Raw genomic sequence first — 21,567 nt, forward strand, 5'->3', positions numbered from 1 at the left:
ATCTCCTTTATTTAGAAAATAAAAAGATTCCTGATGGTTTTATAACATCTACACTACAGTCCTCGTCCCAAGAATCCCTTTTAATTCTAATGACTTTATTACTATCATTTACAGAAATGTATAAAAATTTCCCATCTAAACCCCATCTAACATGTAAAACTTTACCGTCAAATTTAAGGATTTTTTCAGTATCAAAAGTTTCAAAATTTAAAATTTGAACATACGGAAACTCATTACCGCTGAAGGTTATAGCTAAATACTTTTCATCAGGACTTATAGATGTAAATACAGGTAATCCATAAATACTTACTGTTTTAATTGGTTTAAAGTTTTTATCAAATACAAATAACTTTTTATCACCTACTGCTGGTATTACGATTTTATCCTTACCAATTGTCCACATTCCAAAATGTGGAACTTTTAAAACAGGTTCTTTATATTCAGTGAATAATTGAATTTTTTTATATTCCAAAGTATCAAGATTTAAAACACCTATATGAGGGGAATTAAAAAATCCAACTATATAAAGATTTTCTTCCATCATTGCATCAAAAGGAACCTGTCCTACATCTTTAAATATTTTTTCAACTTTGAAAACATTTCCCTGTTTTTTAAGAATCCAAATCTCGTCTTTATCCATTAAAGAAAATGCAAGATAATCTTTATAATTCTTTATACCAACGTTCCTTGAATCAGTTATGATGGTCTGAATGATATTTAAGTCTTTATCAAGTATTACAACGGATTTATTTGAATAGTTGGCTACCGCAATATAATCTTTAGTCACAACAAATCCTATAGAACTTTCTCCCACTTTTATTTCCTTTATCACTTTATCTTCAATTGGATCAAACTTTATAAGGTATCCATCTCTTGTTATTAAATATCCTTCATTTTCATAGAATTTTATTACTGCGTGGTTTAAATTGTGCAAATTCTCTATCCGTTTTAGAAATTTACAATCTTGTAAAACTGCTACGGAAGATGTTTCTCTTTCTATTACATAAATCTTTTCTTCTGCAAAGGATACAGTTATTAATAGCATTATCATTAATAAAATCTTTCTCATAGCTTACCTCTTATTTCATCTTTTAATAAATAACATGAAGGATCTTCCATTTTGATATCCCTATAGACTGCATAAGCTCTTGAACGAGATCCGCCATTGCAAATATTTATAAAATAACAATCTTTACATCTACCATCTATATTTCTTGGATGATGCCTTAAGAAATTTAAAATCGGATTTTTCTCGTCTCTCCAAATCTCCTCAAATTTTTTTTCTTTTATATTCCCAAGGATATAAGGAAAAAATGGATCTGGCTTTACATTTCCAAAACTGTCAATGTTAGCAAGCTTAATTCCTGCCGAATTACCACCCCATTTTTCAAGTCTTGTATATAAATCTTCTGTATGATCAGGGTATTCTTTAATAAATCTTTTTAAAAGTAAAATTGCATCCTGCTCCATGTTCCCTGTTACAACCTCTATATTCCTCTTTGTTCTATAATAAAACAATGCTTTTTCAATAATAAAGTTGACAGCAGACCTTCTTTGTCTCTTAGATATGTCCATTTTTAAGTTTTCTAACCCCCTTCCAGAGTATACAAGATGAGATATGTAAATCTTGGGAATTTTATTCCTTTCTACAAGATTAAACATAAATTTTAGACTTTTCAATGTTGATTTTGTTAATGTAAATCTTACGCCTACTTTGTCAGTGTATTTTAAAAGCTTTAAAATATTTCCAAAACTTCTTTCAAAAGCTCCATGTATTCCTCTAAAACTATCATGGATGTTTGATTCTCCATCAATGCTTACGCCAATATAATTAAAATTTTCTACTATATTTTTAACGTTAGATTCATTAATATACATACCATTTGTAGATAAGTAAGTTATTATCCCTTGCTTTTTACATTCTTGGGCAATTTCAAAAATATCTTTTCTTAGTAAAGGCTCTCCGCCTGAGAAAATAATAAACTTTATTCCTGCATTGATTAATGATGGCAATGTATTTACAATTTCATCTGTTGTTAATGCATCTTTACTGTCTACAGAAGCTTTAGAATAACAATGTAAACAAGATAGATTACATCTATTTGTTAAGTTCCAAATCAGTATTGAGTAATCAAGACCCTTAGGATTATTTCCTTCTAATGTTGATTTTATTAAATTAGAAACTCTGAGCATTGTTAATCTCCAAAGTTACTTCACATATACCTTCGCCATTTGCACCACATTTTGATTCATGAGCTTTTATCTTCTTATTCAAATAAGCCTCAACTAATCCTTGGGCAAAACCAACCTCAAAGTGACAGATTCTTTTACCAATATTAGACATTCCTGCGCAGGTTATACATTCATCTAATTGAAGAATAATTCTGTTTTTTGAAAGCTCCACAGGAATCAAAATTCCGATTTTTTCATCTTTAACAAAATTAATGATATTTGACAAATATTTTTCTATGTTTTGATCAAAAATCAGTTTACTTACTTCTCTACCTAAATCTTTGCCTGCATTTTGAAAAACAAGATTCGCACCTCTTTCACCAAGTAAATCATTAGCGTAATTAGCAGAAAAATGTCTAAAAGCTCTAAATATAATTATAGGAATCTCGCTACCCAATTTTGGTCTATGAACTTGGGAGATTTCATCTATCATTTTTATCCTCTCTAAAGGATTTTATATAATTAACTATACTCTCTATTTCGTACTCATTAAAATTAAAAGCAGGCATAGAATTTCTTTTATATCCAAGAAGTTTATAACTATTTTTTGGGTCAAGTATCTGAGCTATGATTTGAGATTCTGTTCTATTATTTGCAATGTACTTAAACGATGGACCAAATGCTTCCTGTGTTTGATGATGACATCCCCAGCATTTTTCTTTAAATATCTCTTCTCCAAATAAAGATGGATAAAAACTTCTTTCTTTGTTAACAAAGTTGTATTTTCCCACTGGATAGCTTGCAGGATATCTTTTTATTTCTTGAAGCTTCTTAGTATCATACAAAATTAAATATCCATCATTATCGTAAATGCTTAAGTATGCGATATTTCCATTACCATTAAATTCTGTATGGGTAAATTTTTTTCCTTTTACTATAGTCATAAATTTTTCTGAAAAATCGTTCTTATTGATTAAAACCACAGCATCAGAGCCGTTATCAACCCATAGATAATCTGTTGATGGATGAGTTTTAACAAAAAATCCCGGAGAACCTATCTCTACATTTTTTATAAATTTCCAATCATACATCTGCCAAATAGAAATATACGGTTTTCCAATATGTGGAGTGGCAAAATAAAATTTACCGTTTTTATACCAAAATGCAGCAGAGAATAAATGTGGCATACTGTCCATCTTATCTTCAAAAACTAATTTAAATTTTTCTAATTCATAAACAACAAGCTTTTTATCCTTCCGAGAAGTACCAATTAGAAATTTATCAAAAGGATCTATAAAGAAATCTTCTATTGGTTCTTCTGCTTTTATGTAATTAATACTTAAATCTTTCGTGTTCAATATTCCTATGATAGGTTTATCTCTAAAAGTAAATATGGCTTTATCTGATTTATATAATTCATAGATAGCTGAAATCTTTCCATCTAATTGAATTTCTTTAATTGGTTCTAATGTTTTAGCGTTAAGTATTTCTAATGTTTGTGGAAGAAGACAGGATACGATGAGATAGTTCCCATTTTTTGACAAAGATATGTTTCTAAGATTGATACATGCTCTTATTTTTCCTACGTAATAACCTTCTTTTTTATTGTTAATCTTATAATAGCCTATCCACCCATCTCTTGAAGGAATATAAAAATTTTTACCATCTAAAGTATATTTTATCCCTCCATGAACGTTTGAAAAATCAAAAGCATCCAATATATCCTCATTTTCCATAATCCATATTTTATTATGCCCTCTTTCTACAACAAAAGTTATATTTTTAATGTTTTTTATATTCAGTACTTTTTTTTGAATATTGTTATTTAATGTTAAGGAAGATCTTATCTCTTTAATACTCCAGTTTATAGGTATGTCCTCTCTTAGAAACCTTATGATGCTTTTTATTTCTTCATCTTTAAGATTTCCAAAAGAAGGCATCTGTGTGGATGAAAGCCCATTTTTTATTATTTTTGTAAGCTCTTCATCTGTATATTTAGATAATGTCATTGGGAGAAGCGGTGGTGCCGTAATCCCAATTTTTTGAGGATGATGGCAAGATGCACAATATTTATTATAAGTTTCCTCCCCCACGACAGGGGAGAGGAAAAAAAATAGAAGGTTTAAAAGTACAGCAGCAGCAGGATACAGCATTAGTATATATCCTTTTGAGTATTAATTACATTAAAGTGTCCTGTCGGGGTTCTTACCCAATCACCTTCAATTGCTTGTTTTAGCTTCAATGTTTTATCATCATAAATGAGAATGGCAGAAGGTATAACCTTATTACCCCAAATCGCAACCCATACCTCATCTCCTTTATCATTAAACTCTAAATGAACAGGTCCTCTTGGTTTTATTTCTTTACCATTTACAACCTTAGGCTGTAGATACTTTTCTGGAACCTTTAATTCATTAATAACTTCAAGTTTTTCTTTATCAATTACATAAACTTTACTTTGTGCCTCTTTATCAGGGTTTAATGGTCTGTCTGCATACATATATTTAGAATTTGGATGTGTTTTAACGAATAGGTTTCCACCACCTTCCCCAGGTAATGTTATTTTTTTAACCACTTTCCAAGCATATTCTGGATGACCTTTTGGATCAGTTCCAATACAAGCTATAGTATTTTCTCCTAAATGACCAGTACACCAGATAGGTCCATACTTAGGATGGTCTATGTTTGCACCTCTGCCCGGGTGTGGTTTAACTCCTGTTTCAACAATTGCAGCGACTTTACCCTCTTCTGTATCAACCGCCACAACTTTATTTCTCATATTTGCCGCAACTAAGAAATATCTTTTTGATAAATCCCATCCTCCATCATGAAGAAATCTCTCTGCATTGAGCTGTTTAATTTTTGGATTTAAAGGATCAGAATAATCATACAACCATACTTGTCCAGCTTCTTTTATATTGATAACCCATTCTGGAGCATGGTGCGAAGCAACAATAGATGCTACCCTTGCTTCTCTTATAAACTCATTAGGCTTATCGTATGCATAATTGGATGTTGAAACTATTTTTAACGGTTCTAATGTTTGGCCGTCAAGAGTTACTATTGCAGGAGGCCAATAGCATCCAACTACAGCGTATTTATCAAGATAATCTCCTTTTTTCCCTTTGTACTTACTTGTATCAACACTACGAGCATCATTACAAGTTTTAACCTCTGCTACTTTATCCGGTTTTTCCATCCATAGGTCGATAAGAGTAACACGTCCATCCCTTCCGATAGAATACATATATCTTCCGGATGCGGACATTCTCAGAATATGAACAGCAAAACCAGTATTTACAATATTAACCAACTCCTTAGTGTCACCATCTATAATGGCAACTTTACCAACATCTCTCAATACAACACCCATATAGTTTTTCCAGTTTCTATTTGTCATTGGTTTTGTAGGTCTTTTATCAACTGGCACATAAACTTTCCATGTTTCCTTTATCTTTTCTAAGGATGTTTCTGGAGGTGGTGGCGGATCATTTTGAATAAACTTTGCCATCAATAATGTTTCTTCTGGTGTTAGTTCTCCAGAAGCTCCCCAGTCTGGCATACCACCTGCCGTTCCATAATGGATAATCGCTTTAAGCGCCTCCGTTCCCATTTTCCTTGTTTTCTCTGGTTCTAAGTTAGGTCCTGTTGCACCTTTTCTCAGCATACCATGACAGCCAGCACACCTATCAAAATAAATCTGCGAAGCTTTTTGCATCTCTTCTGGAGAAAGTTTCCAGTCTGGCTCTTGTGCATAAGATATGGCCGTTAATGCTAATGATGTTGAAATTGTTGTTAAAAGTAGCTTTTTCATCACTATACCCTCCTATGGAGATTAATATTTATATGTAAGTTGTATCCAGTATTTTGTTAAATCGTTTTTACCAATAGATGCTGGCATACTATTTTTACCGTTATACCATGCACCTTTTGCAAGGAAGTTTAGTCTTTTTGTCAAATTTACAGTGTAGAGAACATCTATTTCATTACCAAAATTTTTACTTGTTAATTGAGCTAGTGGGGTTGTTCCATTGTATCCTTGATTTTTATCTGCATCAAATTTGTGATATGTTAAAGATAATGTTCCATAATCTTTATGTGTATATCCTATGGTAGCGTATGCGTCTTTTAATCCATATGCCATATTGGTTGCTACATATCCTAAAAATTTATCTGCCCAGCCTTCGTACGCATGAAGTGTTGCAAATGGGGTTGTAAATCCAGCATTTTCTCCTTTGTCAGCTCCTTGGAATCTTTCATAACCAAGTGTGCCAAAAAATCCATATCCTGAAAGCTTTCCTTCCACTCTATAGAAATCTGCATCTATTTTAGGTTTTGTGGCTAATCCATCTTTTGCGTATGGGTCTTTTTGAATTGCATACTCTCCAAGATATGAGAATTTAACATCTTTTGAAAGCTGGATATCTCCTGTTGCATTTATACCGTATGTATTTCCTCCGTTGAATGTTTTACCGTCTTGATATTTAGCAGATAGTAAGTATGCATAACCAGTTAGTTTTAACTGTGGAATAAATTTATATGAAATGTTAAAGATTATTGGCATTTTATCTAATTTCCAGTCCATTGTGTCAAAAGAGACTTGATTATCAGAAACACCTTTCCTTTCATATATACCAGCAAGTAAGATGTTTAGATTGTTTATGGTGTTGTCTTGAATACCTATAATTCCAAAGGTTTGTGGCATTTGTCTCCAGTCTACAGAACCTATAAATCTTTGATCATCAAGATTCAATCTTGTTCTTCCAAATATAAATGATGTTTTGTTAAATTTATACTTGATGTATGCTTCAGTTATTCTTGTAATATCTGGGTCTGCAACGGTAGCATAATTTTCACTTATATTAGCACTCGTTCCTTTTTGTGGGTAATAATCATCTATTAAAGCACCTACATAAGTTGCTTCTAAATATGCAGATAGATTTGGAACTTGGAAGATTTTGTCAATTTGAGCACCTATAGCTACTCTTGTTGTTAGTGCATTGGCATTCTTTTTGTTGTTATGTTCGTCTACATACTCATATCTTGGTCTAAATAATAAAGTTGGCTTTACTTCTCCGATAAATGTCGGCGATTGGATTTCAAGAGCATTTGCCTTTTGGTCTGTTAAAAATGGCACTGAGACTGCTAAAATTGCAGTTGATAAGACTGTTTTTTTGAGTTTTGATTTCATGACTACTCCTCCATAAAGAATTTGTTAATAATTGTTTACCTTTGTTTTTAGGAAGTCATTGATTTAAATCAAAAAATCAAAATATTAACTATGGTCTGATCAATTTCTCACCAGATGTATTCTTATGATAAAATATTTAAAATTTAAAAGTCTTAAAATTAATTTAAAGGATAGTCATGGAATACTTGCCAATAGTCCTAAATATAAAAGACAGAAAGTTTCTTGTGGTAGGAGGAGGTAATATTGCTTTTGAAAAAATAAATAGACTTACCAAGTTTACACATAACATAACAATAGTCTCACCAGATATAAAAAATGAACTTTATGACTTAATTCAAAAATACAATCTTGAATACATAAAATCAGAATATGCTTATGGGATGCTTGATAATTTTGATATTGTTATTGTAGCTGCTGATAACTTAGAATTACAAAAATCCATTTATCATGAAGCTAAATCTAAAGGCAAATTTTGTAATTCTGTTGATATGGCTGAATATTCTGATTTCATTTTTTCATCTATCATAAAAAAAGGGAATTTTCTATTATCATTCTCAACATCCGGAACATCCCCTGCTTTAGCAAAATATTTAAGAAAATTTTTTGAGGAAATAATTCCAGATGAAATTGAGAAATTTCTTGAAGAGATGGAAACATTAAGAAATCAACTTCCAAAAGGTAAAGAAAGGCAAGAATTGATGGATAAACTTGCAAAAGAGTTTGTAGAGAAATATTTTAAAAACAACAAGGAGGGTAAAAAATGAATATTGAAGACTTAAAGAATGCATATCTATTTAGTCAGCTATCAGAAGAGACATTAAGAAAATTAGCAAGTATATCAAGAGTTAAAGAGTATGAACCAGGTCAAGTTCTATTTTTTGAAGGTGAAAAAGCTGAAAATTTATATATTTTATTAGAAGGAAAATTAAAAGTTTACAAGACAACGTTTAAAGGAATAGAAGTTTTTATAAATCAATTTGGTCCTGTTACTTTAATTGGTGAAATGGCTAATTTTGAAAAAGTTCCATATCCGGCAACAGCAGAGTTTATTACGGAAGGTAAAGTTTTAATTATAAACTTTAGAACCTTTGAAGAGGAATTCCTAAAAAATCCGGAAATTTTGGTTTCAATAATAAAATCTTTATCAAATAAAATTAGAATGTTAAATAAATTCATAGATTCAACAGTAGTTCTTAGTGCCGATGCAAGAGTAGCAAAACTGATTTTAGAAAGTCCGGAAATATTTGAAGTTTTAAAACATAATCAAATAGCTTCTTTTTTAAACATTACTCCAGAAACACTCTCAAGAGTTATTTCAAGATTAAAACAAAAAGGAATTATTTTTATCGACGGAAGAAAGATTATCATAAAAGATAGAGATAAACTTAAAAAAATTTCTAAGGATGAGCCTTTACTGCTAAATAATACCTAATGCTTTTTTAACATTTTCACCTGCCCTTTCTATACTCCACCGGGGTTCCCATACAAGTTCTATATCAACACTCTTTACAAAATTTAATTTTTTAACTTCAGTTTCTGCCCAATTTAAAATCGTTCCAGACAAAGGACAAGATGGTGATGATAAAGTCATTACTATTTTTACATTGCCATCTTTAAGTTGTACATCATAAATCAAACCAAGGTCAACAATGTTAAATCCAAGCTCAGGATCAATAACTTTTTTCAAAGCTTCAATGATTTTAGCTTTTTGTTCTTCCATTCTAATCCTCCTTTGCCTCATAAGTTAAGACAAAATAAAATGAATATAAGAATAGCACTGAAGAAACACTCAAGGTTAACGTAGCTAAATAAAATGCGAAAATAGAATTAAATATAAAATCTAAATAAAATAAGATTATTCCGGTTATATAAAAAATTACTTGAATTTCTGGAATTTTTTTTGGTAACATTTCATTCAAAGTAGGCACTTTTTGTTTACCAACCAAATCTGAAAACTTATGAAACCAAGTTAAAAAAGGAATAATCTTATATAAACTTCCGTAGATTAATGTTCCTAAAAATCCCATTATAAATAATAATCCTGCATTTTTTAAAGAAAAGAAAAAAGATAAAATAGAAAATGGAATGAAAAAATGGGAATAAAACATTACCATTGTTGGAAAATCACTTTTTCTTTTTGGCTTATTTTTGTATATTTCATACACTTGAAATATGTAAATTATCATCCCAACCATTAAAAAGTAATAAAAGATTATAGATATTTCCTTATTTAGTAAATAAGAAAAACAAGTGCTTACTATACTAAAAAAAAGAATAGTTAAAGAAATTTTGGAATAAATATTTTTAAACTTATGAGACACAGAGAACATTGGTAAAAGAATCATACTTATTCCAATTACAGTAGTAAAAATAAAACCAAAAATAGTCAAAATAACATGAATTTGAATTAGAGATGTAATGTCCTGTAAAAATCCATAAATAAAATTAAAAGCTAATAAATTACCGACGACAACTCCCAGCGCTAAAAAAATAACAGCTAAAATCAATGCTATCACTGTAATATCCATCTTTTCAAGATTTCTTATGCTCAAAAAAAAGTTAAATATAAATAAAAAGAAAGATAAAGAAAGAAAGAAACCCCCTATTGGTAAGTATTCATAAGGGACAAGTTTTAACATAGACGAGATAAAAATTATAAAACCAAAAAAATATATGTAAAATTGAATATAACCTATCTTAAAAGAAAAAACGGGTATTTCTAAGGCAACTGGAATAAGTTGATAAAGTGCTCCCATCATTATCATAATTACAAATCCCAAAAGGTAAAAATGTACAATTCCTGCAAAATTAATGTTCAAAAAATCTAAACTTATAAAGTCCTTATTTATTATAACTGGTAATAGAAGTTGCAATAACGTCCCACCAATAAAATAATGTAAAATTAAACTAAAAGGAGGGGCATATTTAGTCGCTAAACTTCCAACTATTCTCATGACAACTTCTAACTATTTCAATGTAAAAATAATCTTATACTTTCCGTCATAATCATGAATCTCGATATTGTATTTATCTTCCACTTTTTCCAAAAGTCCCATTGGTTTTTTATGATTAATCATAACAACTTTAGTATTCTTTGAATTAAGTAATTTTAAAACTGCTAAAGCATTTACCATTGGTTCTGGAGGACCTAACATTGAGGTATCAAACTCATAAACTGTTTTCCCATCTTCCTCATAAGTATAAACTGGTACTGTTGCTCCTTCAACATTGATTTCTTTTTTCATCTCAAAACCTCCTATTAAAAATTTTTGTTTCTTAAAAATAACAACATCAAAAGACCTTTTCATTGATAAAAGTCAAAAATATTTTAAGACTTAAATATCTTAAATCTATGATTATCATCATTTTATTTAAGATATAAAGGTCTTAAAATCTTAAATAATATTGATGGAGGTGATAAACATGGAAGAAAATATTTTAGACGTGAGAAATGTTGTCCCTTTTGAAAGACATAGGTTAATATTTGAAACTTTTAATAATCTTAAAGAAGGTGAAAACTTTATTCTTATTAATGATCATGATCCTAAACCACTTTATTATCAGTTTAAATATGAATTAGAAGGACAATTTAATTGGGAGTATATACAATCTGGTCCGGATGTTTGGAAAATTATCATCGGAAAAAAATAATCTTTTGCATTGATTTGAATCAATGAAAAAAATTTACGACTCATATATCCTAAATTTTAAATAAGGAATAAGGATTTATATTATACGTTGAGTGAGAAATTTAATAAAAGTAGGAGATTCTTCGCCGGCTTCAGAATGACAAACAAAGGCTCATTCCTTTTATACTTGATAATTAACCTTTGCTGTCATCCTGAGGATTTTAGTCCGAAGGATCTCCTGTTTAAATTTTATAAAAATCACTAATTTCTCACCCAAGGCATTTTTAATAAAAGAATAAGGATTTATATTATGGATTACAAAAAAGCTATGATCATTTTGTTATTTGCTGGTTTACCAATAATTTTAACAGTAATATTGCTAATTGGACCATGCGTAATTTCATTAATACTTTTATTTTTCAAAAATTTTTAATGGGGCTAAATGATGGAAATTGTGTCAATTATTTGGAAAATTTCTTATATGATTCATATGATTTCTAATGCAGGTTTTTTTGGTTCAATAGCATTAGCTTTTTTTGATTGTAAAAACATATGTAATAGTTCTTCTGTAAAGGTAATGAAAAAATTAACCTCTTTGTTTTTAACTTTATCTGGATTAACGGGTATATCTCTCTTGTCAATAATGGCTATTGGAGGAATGGATAACCTTACTAATAATCCAATTGGTATAAGTATTCTTATCATGATAGGAGCTTTCTCAGTTGTTTTATTTGACTTTATTTTGTTTTTACTTTACAAAGGGGGTGATGTAAAAGTAGAGAGGGTTTTGTTAGGTATTGCTGTATTTTTTTATTTATTAGTTTATGTTTTTCGTGTTTATTTAGTTCACTAATAATTTAAAAGGAGGTTTTGTCATGGCTGAAGAAAGGTCATACAAAAAGTGGTTTGTAACGTTCTTGATTGGTTTAATCGTGGCCGTTTTACTATTTACAGGATTCACGGTTTATCAAATTAAAAATGTTCCACCAATTCCAAAAGAGGTAAGAGGCTCTTCTGGCGTAATCTATACATATGATGATGTAGTACAAGGTAAAGCTTATTTCCAAAAATATGTGCTAATGGATCAAGGATCAATATTAGGTAATGGCGGATATATAGGTCCGGATTATACAGCACTAATGCTTGATAAGAAAATTAGACATTTACAGGAAATATATGCTCAAAAAATGCTTTCAAAGGATTATAATTCATTAAATCCAGCTGAAAAATCTTATGTAGATGCATTTGTAAAAAAAGACATGAGAGAAGTCTCAATATTAAAACCAGATGTAACTCAAATAACTCCAGAGCATGAACAGGCTTATAATAAATCAAAAGAAGAGCTTGTTGAATTTTTAACTAAAGGAAATCCAAATTATTCTTTAATTGGTGGTATTATCAAACCAGAGGAAGCAGCTAAAATTGCAGCATTTGTTGACTGGACAGCTCTCGTTGCAGCATCTCCAAGACCAGGTTCAAATCTTACTTATACTAATAATTGGCCTCCAGAACCAAGGATTGGATTGACAGCTTCTTTTTCTTCCTTAATATGGTCGTTAGTCGCTGTAATGGCTATTTGGACTTTAACTATTATTGTTTTATGGGCATTTTATGATTATTTTATGAAATTCAATGGTGAAAAGCCAGAACCTTCCTTATCAATAACTTCTTTAACTCCTATGCAAGAGAAAGTTTTAAAATTTGTACCATTGGTACCATTGTTCTTTTTCTTACAAGTAGTAATGGGTGGCTACTTGGCACACTTATATGCTGACCCAGCCCATAGTTGGATAATTCCACAATCTTTACTACCTTTTAATGCAGCAAGGTCTTTCCATTTAAATCTTGCAGTCCTATGGATAGCTATTGGTTGGTTAGCGGGTGGTTTATTTATAGCTCCATTAGTTACAAAAGGGAAAGATTTTAAATTTCCTATAGCTGTAGATATATTATGGATTGCTTTAGTTATAGTTGGATTAGGTGGATTAGGTGGATTATGGCTCGGAGCATTAGGAAAATTACCTGACAGTCTATGGTTTTGGCTTGGTAATGAAGGAAGAGAATATATTGAGCTTGGAAGAATATGGGATATAGGTATAGTTGTTGGACTTGTTCTTTGGTTTACTATAGTATTCTTTACAATTAGAAAAGCTGAAAAAGTAACACCTCCCCTTCAAATGATAATATGGTCGTCTTTTGCTATTGCTGTTTTATACCTTGCAGGTATGATGCCTTTAACAAAGATCATGCCAAACTTTACAGTAGATGATTATTTTAGATGGTGGGTCGTACACTTATGGGTTGAAAATACATTTGAACTTTTTGCAGCCGGAACAATGGCTTTCTTAACTGTTGCATTAGGTCTTGTAAGTGTAAGATTTGCAACAATTATGATGTTTTTTGAAGCATTTCTAATAGTTGCAACTGGAACAATAGGAACAGGTCATCATTACTTCTGGATGGGTGAAAATGAAATGTGGATTGCATGGGGTGGTGTATTATCTTCCTTAGAACCATTACCACTCGTAATCCTTATGGTAGAAGCTTATAAAGAGTATGCTCATATTTCTCATAAAGAATTTCCGTTTAGAATGGCGTTTATTTGGTTAGCTGGTTCTGCATTTTTAAACTGGTTAGGAGCAGGATTTTATGGAATGATTGTAAACTTACCTATTGTTAACTATTATGAACATGGAACATATTTTGGAATGGCTCACGGACATGTTGCACTCTTGGGAGCTTTTGGATATGTAGCAATTGCTTTCTTATATTTTATTGTTAGGGCAAATGCCTTAGCTAAAGGATTACATTGGGATGAAAAACTTTCAAATTTTGCATTCTGGCTTACAACTGCAGGAATATTCTTCTATGCAATACCAACAATGGTAATAGGAACCAAACAATTCCAATGGGCTTATGAAATAGGTTATTGGGCAGCAAGAACTAGGGAAGTTCTTGAGGGCTTAGGATTCTGGATGTGGATAAGAATAATTCCAGATGCAATGATTCTTGTTGGTAGTGCCCTTATACTAGTTGACATTGTTTACAAACTTTATCTTTCCGGTAAAGCTGCTGTTAACTATTCTAAAGCTTAAGTTTATATAAAATTAAAAAGTCTCATATTATCCCCCCTGGCTTATGCCGAGGGGATATTTTTATAATTTTATATTTATAGCAACTATATATAATAGCGAAGAATCTCTTGCTTTTACCTCTCACTTTCTCACTTTTTAAAAGAGGAGGAGATCCTTCACTTCGGTCTAAGGATGACAGCGAAAGGTTGAATGATAAATATTAGAGAAAGGATAACCTCATTTGTCATTCTGCAGCCTGCGAAGAATCTCATTCTTACCCATCTCTTCCTTTTAAATAACAATGAAAGAGGAGATCCTTCGATCTTACGGCCTCAAGATGACGAGGAACTTCCGAATGGTGTCATTCTGAGCGTAAGCGAAGAATCTCCTAATTTTATTGAATTTCTCACCCGACGTATCACTTCAAATTCTCTTTTATATTCTTTAAATGACTCTCATAATCTTCTGAAAAGATATGCCTTTTCCTGTCTTTTGATAAAACATAATAGTAATAGTTGGATTTGATTGGATTTAACACGGCTTCTAACGAAGAGATTGTAAAACTACAAATTGGAGTTGGTGGAAGACCTTTGACTTTATAAGTATTGAATGGAGAATCTATAACCAAATCACTTTTATTTAGCGTTCCATCCCAACTGCCGGCAAGTTTTAAAGCATAAATAACAGTTGGGTCAATCTGAAGTCTCATATTGGATTTTAATCTGTTAAAAATAACTCCGGCTATGATTGGCTTTTCTCCTTCGTAGTATGCTTCATTTTCTATCATAGATGCGATTATCATTGCTTCATAAAAAGATATATTTTTCTTATAAAACGCTGAATAGTCTTTGCTTTCTACTTTTTGTTTGTAAGGCAAATACCTTTTTTCAAAGACTTTTAAAAACTTTTTTATCAATGTTTCAACAGTTTCTTTTTCTGAAATCGCGTAGCTCTCCGGTGGAAAGTAGCCTTCAAAAGAACTTCCTACAAGTCCATATTTTCTGACATTTTTTTCATCAAATACATACTTTAAAAATTCCTCCTTTTTAACTATCCCTTCTTTTTCAAGTTTGTTTGCAATATCTATCAAGTCCTCCCCAGGGATGATAGTAAAGTACTTTTGCTTAATCTCTCCTTTTACAATCTTTTCATAAACATCTATTACAGAGTACTTTCCTTTAAAATCATACAATCCAGATTTTAATGTTTGATTTTTTATGAATGCTAAAATGACAAAAAGATATTTATTTAATATTACATTCTCATCTTCAAGTTTTTGTGCAATCTCTATGGTTTTTAGACCTTTTTCAATGTTAACTTCTACATTTACATCTTTTTTGTAAAAAAATAAAGATGAAAGTCCTAAGAAAATTAAAGATATTAGACTAATAGCTATAATTAGTCGCTTCATTGCTAAAAGATAACCTGTCAAGATATGTTTGAAGTATAAAAACTGCAGACAAGCTGTCTATTTTTTCTTTTTTGTTTTTCTTTTTTGTTTGTAATAATGTTTTTTCTGCTAAGGATGATGTAAACCTTTCATCTACAAAGATTATTTCTATATCTTGTGGAATGTGATTTTTTAGATTTTCGACAAACTCTTTTGTATATCTTGCTTGCTCTCCTTCTTCACCTTTTAGCGTTAATGGTAGTCCAATAACTATTTTTGAGATTTTATAATTTTTTATTAAATCATTGATTTTTTCAAATACTTTTTCGTCGTTTAGAATAAACTCAAGAGGCGTTGCTGTAACTCCGAACGGATCGCTTACAGCAACACCAATCCTTTTTAATCCTATATCAAGACCTAAAATTCTACTCAAGCTTGCGTAGGCTCTCCCTTAGAAGATATACCGGCTATCTTATATATCAAACAAAATCCGGTGATTGCTGTTAATATTAATACAACACCAACAAATGTTGCAATTACAAATATGCCACCTTTTTCAACTCCAAGAAGTACAAGTATTGAACCTACTAAAATTCTTATAAGTGCATCCCATAATGCCATGACAACTTACCTCCTTTTATAAAGTTATAAGTGTTTCAACTTCTTCGTATTTTGCAACTTCATCAGGATGTGCAATTCTGCCAAGAACCGCTGACGCCGCAGCTACTGCTGGGCTTGATAAGTATACTTGGCTTTTCGGATGTCCCATTCTTCCCACAAAGTTTCTGTTTGATGTAGACAAACAAACCTCACCCTCTGCAAGAATACCCATATGACCACCAAGACATGGACCACATGTAGATGTGCTTATCAAACATCCCGCATCTGCCAATATTTCAATTATACCTTCATGTAATGCTTGTTTATAAATTTGGTCTGATGCAGGTATTACAATACATCTAACTTCTGGATGAACTTTTTTACTTTTTAAAATTGCTGCTGCTATTCTTAGGTCTGAAAGTCTTCCATTTGTACATGAGCCAATAAATACTTGGTCAATGTGCGTTCCGGCTACTTCACTAACAGGTTTTACGTTTGATGGTAAGCTCGGACATGCAACTACAGGCTCTATTTTACTTGCATCAAATTCATACTCACAGCAGTATTTAGCGTCCGGGTCTGATTTATAGAGTTTAAACTCTCTATTTGTTCTTTTTCTTACCCAGTCAACAGTTTTTTCATCTGGTTCAATAATACCACTTTTTCCACCTGCTTCTATAGCCATATTAGCGATTGTAAGTCTGTTATCTATATCAAGAGCTCTGATTGCTTCTCCTTGATATTCCATAGCTTTATACAATGCACCATCAACACCAATTTTTCCAATTACTGTTAAAACAAAATCTTTTCCACCAACCCATTTTTGTGGTTTATTATAAAATACAAACTTCATACTTTCTGGAACTCTAAGCCATGTTTCACCTGTAGCCCATATATAGGCAATATCAGTAGAACCTACACCTGTAGAAAATGCACCAATTCCGCCGTAAGTACATGTATGTGAATCTGCACCAATTACCAAATCACCCGGAACTACAAAACCTTTTTCTGGAAGTAGTGTATGCATTACTCCACTATCTTGACCTTCAAAGTAGTTTTTAATTCCCATTTTTTTAGCAAAATCTCTTGAGATTTTAATCTGCTGAGCAGACATAATGTCTTTTGGCGGGAAGAAATGGTCCATAACAAGAGCAATTTTATTTGGGTCATGAACTTTATCTATGCCGTATTTTTCAAGCTGTTTTATTGCAAGCGGAGCTGTAATATCGTTTGCAATAGCAAGGTCTACTTTAACAGTTACAAGCTCTCCCGGTTCTACATAATCTCTACCGGCGTGTGCTGCTATTATTTTTTCAGTTATTGTCATACCCATATTTATAAACCTCCAAATAAAATATATAGGATTGATAATTATAGCATATTAGCAATTGCTAAATTATTACTCTAATCACTATTAATTTAAAAATCTTTAAAAATTTCAATACAAATAAACTTAAGCTAAACAATTAATTTATCAATTGTTTTCGAAAGTGTTCCAAAAATCAACATCGTCATTCTGCAGCCGGCGAAGAATCTCTTGTTTTTTCAAATCAAAAGATGCGATCTTTCGGACTTACGTCCTCAGGATGACAAAAAAAGGTAAACTTGCAAAAATTTTGGAACACTCTCAGTGGAAATAGAAGGTGTTCTAAGAATTAAATAACCTTTTAATCTTCCGTTCTACAGCCGAGCGAAGAATCTCGCCTTCATGCCCCTATTCTGTCATTCTGTAGCCGTGCGAAGAATCTCCTTTTTTCAAAAACCATTAAAGGAGGAGATCTTTCACTTCGTTCAAGATGACAAAGAAGGTAGGAGATCCTTCAGGCTTACATCTTCAGGATGACAGGAAAAAGTAAAGTTAAATTTACATATCCATTTTACAACTTACAAAAATTTTAGAATATTCCTATCAAAAATTAAAAACTCGCTTCCTTACAAATAATCCTTTATATTTTCATAAATCTTTATTGTTGCATCAGATTTATTTAATGTGTAAAAATGAAGACCTTTTACGCCGTGTTTGATTAAGTCCATACACTGCAAGGTTGCAAACTCAATACCTATCTTTTTAGTCTCCTCCGGATTGTCTGCATACTTTTCAAACTTTTGAACCACCTCTTCAGGAATGGTTGCACCACACAAAGAAGCAAACTTTTTTATCTGGTTAAAATTTGTTATTGGCATAATGCCGGGTATTATTGGAATATTGATTCCTGCTATTTCGCATTTTTCTAAAAACTCATAAAAATAGCTGTTATCAAAAAACATCTGAGTAATAGAAAAATCAGCTCCTACTTCTACTTTCTTTTTGAAGTATAAAATCTCTCTTTCAAGATTTGGGCTTTCTGGGTGTCCTTCCGGATAAGATGCTACCGCTATACAAAAATAGTCTTTATAAGTTTCTCTTATCAAGCTTACAAGCTCGCTTGCATGTTTACATCCATCAGATAGAATATCTGATTTTTCAAAATTAAGAGGTATATCTCCTCTAAGGGCAAGAATATTTTCTATTCCTATTTTTTCATAATCATCAAGAATGCTTAATATTTCCTGCTTAGAATGACCAATACAGGTAAGGTGTGCCATTACTGTTAGTTTTGTCTCTTCATGTATTTTTTTGACTATATCTCTTGTCTTTTCTCTCGTTGAACCACCTGCTCCATATGTAACAGATACAAAAGTCGGATTTAACGGCTGTAAGTTTGATATTGTTTCAAACAATGTTTTTTCTGCTTCTTCTGTCTTAGGTGGGAAAAATTCAAATGATATACTAACCTTTGTGTTTTTTAATTTGTCAATTATTTTCATTTTTCACCTCTAAGTAAAATTTTTCAAGAATCTGTAAAATTTATTTTCAACAGAAGATAATCTTATATTTTTTTGTGTGATAATGGAAAACTTTCTTGTAATTTTTAGGTCATCAACTTCGATTTTTTTCAGATGTCCGTCATTGATTAAATCTTCAGCAACAAGTTTAGATACAAAGGCTAAGTAATCTGAGTTTTGCACTATCTTAGCAATAGCTTTACTACTTGAAACTTCCATAGATGGACTAATTTTTATCTTTAAACTTTGTTCTACTATATTCCTTGTTCCTGACCCAAACTCTCTGAATATAAATTTATAATTTTTTAGCTCATTTTGTGTTTTTAGATACTCAGAAATAGAATTATTTTTAGATGCAATCAAGATTATCTCATCTTCATAAAATTCAGATATATCAAGCTTGTTTGATATTATGTTATCTTCTACAAGCCCTATATTAAAAATCTTTGATAGTACACCATCTTCAACTTCCTTTGAGTTGCCTATGAAAATTTTTATGCTTACTTCTGGATTTTCTGATATAAATTTTGTAATTATCTTAGGAAGAAGATAATCACCTATTGTAGAACTACAACCTATGTAAAGAATGGAAGTTTTTCTTACATTTTTAAGATTTTCTTCCATATTCATGTAATCTTCTATTATTTTGCTTGCAAACTGATAAAGGACTTTTCCTTCTTCTGTAAGTTCAAGATTTGATTTATGTCTTCTAAACAAAGTCATTCCAAGGTAATTTTCTATCTTTTTGATTTGAAGCGTCACAGTTGGCTGGGATAAAAAAAGCATCTGTGCAGCTTTTGAAAAGCTTTTTAAGTCTGCAACTGCTTTAAATATTCTTAATTTGTGATAATCAAGTACTTCCATACTTCTTTGCTATCTCTGTTGCTAAATTTATTGTTTTATCAATTATATAAAATATATCATCTACGGAATCAAGTTTGTTGTAATCAAACTTTTCTAAGGTCTCTAAGATAATTTTGTGTATATCTGTAAACTTTATCCTTTCTTCTAAAAAGTAGTTAACGGCTATCTCATCTGCTACGGTCAAAACTGTTGGATATACACCGCCTTTTTTACCACACTCAACGGCAAGTTTTAACAACGGAAATTTTTCTGTGTCTGGTTTTAAAAAGTTAAGCGACTTAATCTTTGTAAAATCTAAGTAATTATCAGATAAAAACTTTCTTTCCGGATAAAATAAAGCATATGATATAGGAATTTTCATATCAGGGTTAGACATGTTAGATATAACAGTTCCATCAACAAATTCAACCATTCCGTGTATGATACTTTCTGGATGGATCAGCACATCTATTTTTTCATAGGGCATTGAAAACAGATAATGGGCTTCTATAACTTCTAACCCTTTATTCATCAGCGTTGCACTATCTATGGTTATTTTCTTACCCATACTCCATCTTGGATGGATTAATGCTTGTTTAACTGTGATATTTTCAAAATCTTCAGCCGGCATATTTACAAAGGGACCGCCGGAAGCTGTTAGAATAATTCTTCTAACTTCTTTTTGATTACTATCTTTAAGTATCTGAAAAATAGCAGAATGCTCACTATCTATTGGAAGAATTTTTTTATACTTATCTTTAAGTAGCTCTCCAAGACAAATAATAGCTTCTTTGTTTGCGGTTGCAAGAGTTTTATTGTATTTAAGCAGTAGATAAGTAGGAAGAATGCCTTTTATTCCTGCAATCGCATTTATAAATAAATCCAAATCAAGATTAACAGCCCGCCTTAATCCATCTTCTCCAACCAAAACCTTTATATCATCTATACTTTTTTCTTCTGCATTTTCAACATAAACATAAGATGGTTTAAACTCTTTAATCTGATTTATAAGATTTTCAGATAACTTAGAAGCTCCAAGAAGTTCAACCTTTATTTGGTCTTTATACTTTCTGATAACATCTAATGCCTGACTTCCAACAGAACCGGTAGAACCAAGTATTCCAACTTTTAACAAAGCCTAAACTTCTCCTAACGCCTTTACTATATAGCCAAAATATTCATTATCATCTTTTACGCCTACAAACTCCACTTTATCATTGATAATAGTCTTTGGAACTACTGAAACATTATACTTCATTGCAATCTCCGGAAATGAATAACATTCAAAAATAGAAGCATTTATTAATCTGCTGACAGTTGCAAAGCTGACTGCTTTAATCGTAGCAGATGGACACCATCCACAGGAAGTCGTTACAAAAACTTTAATATCTACTGGCTTATCTATCTCTTCTATAAACTCTAAAACTCTTTGTGATATGTGATATTCATTATTTCCTGTGATCTTTAAACTCTCTAAAAATGCCTGAAACTCTCCACCAAGAATGTTTCCATAAAACTTTATGCCTGTATCTTCACCATTTCTTAAAATCTTTATGGCAGGCTTTAAATCTGAAAACTCTTTATATTCTAAGCCTATTTTTTGATTGTCTTTAAAATGCTCTTCCAATGTTTTTTTAATTTTTTGCGAAATATCTTTTTCATCAAAATCACAAACTAAGGTCAAATTTTCTTTTATATCCATTTTTATTTTCCTTTTATTTATTCTTTAAAAGATAATTAAATATTATAAATTAAAAGAACAATAATAAGGGTGTGATTATTGTGGATAAGTGCTAAAAAATTAAATTAATCAATAACTTAATCCTGTGGATATCTTACATA

At 31.1% G+C, this 21,567-nt stretch carries 22 protein-coding genes; 4 read left to right on the forward strand and 18 right to left on the reverse strand.

All coding sequences use genetic code 11. From position 1 onward, the window contains the following. Window positions 1-7 precede the first annotated feature (7 nt). Genes SYO3AOP1_RS02395 through SYO3AOP1_RS02420 form a run of 6 tightly spaced genes read right to left on the reverse strand, consistent with a single transcriptional unit; the run spans window position 8 to window position 7,363 of the window. Window positions 8-1,069 carry a cytochrome D1 domain-containing protein gene (locus tag SYO3AOP1_RS02395; RefSeq protein ID WP_012459180.1) on the reverse strand — a complete coding sequence of 354 codons (1,062 nt, stop codon included), beginning with the start codon at window positions 1,067-1,069 and terminating at the stop codon, window positions 8-10. Next, a complete protein-coding gene (locus SYO3AOP1_RS02400; protein WP_012459181.1) occupies window positions 1,066-2,193 on the reverse strand; it encodes a radical SAM protein in 1,128 nt (375 codons plus the stop codon). Before SYO3AOP1_RS02400 ends, SYO3AOP1_RS02395 begins: the two co-directional genes overlap by 4 nt. Next, a complete protein-coding gene (locus SYO3AOP1_RS02405) occupies window positions 2,177-2,665 on the reverse strand; it encodes a V4R domain-containing protein (protein WP_012459182.1) in 489 nt (162 codons plus the stop codon). The genes SYO3AOP1_RS02400 and SYO3AOP1_RS02405 overlap by 17 nt, the downstream gene beginning before the upstream one ends. Beyond that, a complete protein-coding gene (locus tag SYO3AOP1_RS02410; protein ID WP_012459183.1) occupies window positions 2,655-4,325 on the reverse strand; it encodes a cytochrome D1 domain-containing protein in 1,671 nt (556 codons plus the stop codon). The genes SYO3AOP1_RS02405 and SYO3AOP1_RS02410 overlap by 11 nt, the downstream gene beginning before the upstream one ends. Continuing rightward, window positions 4,325-5,986: a nitrite reductase gene (locus SYO3AOP1_RS02415; protein ID WP_012459184.1), complete on the reverse strand. Its 1,662-nt coding sequence runs from the start codon at window positions 5,984-5,986 to the stop codon at window positions 4,325-4,327. Before SYO3AOP1_RS02415 ends, SYO3AOP1_RS02410 begins: the two co-directional genes overlap by 1 nt. Before the next feature lie 21 nt (window positions 5,987-6,007). Beyond that, entirely contained in the window at window positions 6,008-7,363 is a 1,356-nt protein-coding gene (locus SYO3AOP1_RS02420) for a hypothetical protein (RefSeq protein WP_012459185.1), read from the reverse strand. Between the two features lie 176 nt (window positions 7,364-7,539). Between SYO3AOP1_RS02420 and SYO3AOP1_RS02425 the strand changes: the two genes are divergently transcribed. Then, entirely contained in the window at window positions 7,540-8,127 is a 588-nt protein-coding gene (locus SYO3AOP1_RS02425; protein ID WP_012459186.1) for a bifunctional precorrin-2 dehydrogenase/sirohydrochlorin ferrochelatase, read from the forward strand. Next, on the forward strand, window positions 8,124-8,795 hold the full coding sequence (locus SYO3AOP1_RS02430) for a Crp/Fnr family transcriptional regulator (protein ID WP_012459187.1): 672 nt from the start codon (window positions 8,124-8,126) through the stop codon (window positions 8,793-8,795). Before SYO3AOP1_RS02425 ends, SYO3AOP1_RS02430 begins: the two co-directional genes overlap by 4 nt. Here SYO3AOP1_RS02430 and SYO3AOP1_RS02435 read toward each other — a convergent pair. The 3 genes from SYO3AOP1_RS02435 to SYO3AOP1_RS02445 are packed head-to-tail and all read right to left on the reverse strand — an operon-like array spanning window position 8,781 to window position 10,608. Further along, window positions 8,781-9,083 (reverse strand): metal-sulfur cluster assembly factor, encoded by a 303-nt coding sequence (locus SYO3AOP1_RS02435; protein ID WP_012459188.1) that lies wholly within the window; start codon window positions 9,081-9,083, stop codon window positions 8,781-8,783. The two genes, SYO3AOP1_RS02430 and SYO3AOP1_RS02435, sit on opposite strands and share 15 nt — an antisense overlap. Window position 9,084: 1 nt before the next feature. Next, on the reverse strand, window positions 9,085-10,317 hold the full coding sequence (locus SYO3AOP1_RS02440; protein WP_012459189.1) for a hypothetical protein: 1,233 nt from the start codon (window positions 10,315-10,317) through the stop codon (window positions 9,085-9,087). Window positions 10,318-10,329: 12 nt separating this feature from the next. Then, window positions 10,330-10,608: a hypothetical protein gene (locus tag SYO3AOP1_RS02445; protein ID WP_012459190.1), complete on the reverse strand. Its 279-nt coding sequence runs from the start codon at window positions 10,606-10,608 to the stop codon at window positions 10,330-10,332. A gap of 178 nt (window positions 10,609-10,786) precedes the next feature. On the opposite strand from SYO3AOP1_RS02445, the gene SYO3AOP1_RS02450 reads away from it, so the two are divergent. Beyond that, entirely contained in the window at window positions 10,787-11,014 is a 228-nt protein-coding gene (locus SYO3AOP1_RS02450) for a DUF2249 domain-containing protein (protein WP_012459191.1), read from the forward strand. Window positions 11,015-11,478: 464 nt separating this feature from the next. Here SYO3AOP1_RS02450 and SYO3AOP1_RS09320 read toward each other — a convergent pair whose 3' ends face one another. After that, complete coding sequence (locus SYO3AOP1_RS09320; RefSeq protein ID WP_156769238.1) at window positions 11,479-11,697, reverse strand: hypothetical protein; 219 nt, start codon at window positions 11,695-11,697, stop codon at window positions 11,479-11,481. Window positions 11,698-11,867: 170 nt separating this feature from the next. Here SYO3AOP1_RS09320 and SYO3AOP1_RS02460 point away from each other — a divergent pair, with 170 nt between their 5' ends. Beyond that, window positions 11,868-14,087, forward strand: coding sequence for a cbb3-type cytochrome c oxidase subunit I (locus SYO3AOP1_RS02460; protein WP_012459194.1), 2,220 nt, complete (start codon window positions 11,868-11,870; stop codon window positions 14,085-14,087). A 397-nt stretch (window positions 14,088-14,484) separates the two neighbouring features. Here the strand turns inward: SYO3AOP1_RS02460 and mltG are convergent, their stop codons facing one another. The 8 genes from mltG to SYO3AOP1_RS02500 all read right to left on the reverse strand — a co-directional run bounded on the left by mltG (window position 14,485) and on the right by SYO3AOP1_RS02500 (window position 21,427). Beyond that, window positions 14,485-15,477 (reverse strand): endolytic transglycosylase MltG, encoded by a 993-nt coding sequence (gene mltG, locus SYO3AOP1_RS02465; RefSeq protein ID WP_012459195.1) that lies wholly within the window; start codon window positions 15,475-15,477, stop codon window positions 14,485-14,487. Next, window positions 15,452-15,889, reverse strand: a complete 438-nt coding sequence (gene ruvX, locus SYO3AOP1_RS02470) for a Holliday junction resolvase RuvX (RefSeq protein ID WP_012459196.1) — start codon at window positions 15,887-15,889, stop codon at window positions 15,452-15,454. The genes mltG and ruvX overlap by 26 nt, the downstream gene beginning before the upstream one ends. Further along, the gene (locus SYO3AOP1_RS02475; protein WP_012459197.1) at window positions 15,886-16,077 is read right to left on the reverse strand and encodes a DUF2892 domain-containing protein; all 192 of its coding nucleotides are present in this window, start codon (window positions 16,075-16,077) and stop codon (window positions 15,886-15,888) included. Before SYO3AOP1_RS02475 ends, ruvX begins: the two co-directional genes overlap by 4 nt. Before the next feature lie 16 nt (window positions 16,078-16,093). Next, complete coding sequence (gene leuC / locus SYO3AOP1_RS02480) at window positions 16,094-17,389, reverse strand: 3-isopropylmalate dehydratase large subunit (RefSeq protein ID WP_012459198.1); 1,296 nt, start codon at window positions 17,387-17,389, stop codon at window positions 16,094-16,096. A gap of 599 nt (window positions 17,390-17,988) precedes the next feature. Further along, complete coding sequence (gene metF / locus SYO3AOP1_RS02485) at window positions 17,989-18,864, reverse strand: methylenetetrahydrofolate reductase [NAD(P)H] (RefSeq protein WP_012459199.1); 876 nt, start codon at window positions 18,862-18,864, stop codon at window positions 17,989-17,991. A 9-nt stretch (window positions 18,865-18,873) separates the two neighbouring features. Continuing rightward, window positions 18,874-19,746, reverse strand: coding sequence for a LysR family transcriptional regulator (locus SYO3AOP1_RS02490; protein WP_012459200.1), 873 nt, complete (start codon window positions 19,744-19,746; stop codon window positions 18,874-18,876). Then, complete coding sequence (gene dxr, locus SYO3AOP1_RS02495; RefSeq protein WP_012459201.1) at window positions 19,733-20,860, reverse strand: 1-deoxy-D-xylulose-5-phosphate reductoisomerase; 1,128 nt, start codon at window positions 20,858-20,860, stop codon at window positions 19,733-19,735. Before dxr ends, SYO3AOP1_RS02490 begins: the two co-directional genes overlap by 14 nt. Window positions 20,861-20,863: 3 nt before the next feature. Beyond that, on the reverse strand, window positions 20,864-21,427 hold the full coding sequence (locus SYO3AOP1_RS02500) for a thioredoxin family protein (protein WP_012459202.1): 564 nt from the start codon (window positions 21,425-21,427) through the stop codon (window positions 20,864-20,866). Window positions 21,428-21,567: the final 140 nt, after the last annotated feature.

Source organism: Sulfurihydrogenibium sp. YO3AOP1, from assembly GCF_000020325.1.
Lineage (GTDB): Bacteria > Aquificota > Aquificia > Aquificales > Hydrogenothermaceae > Sulfurihydrogenibium.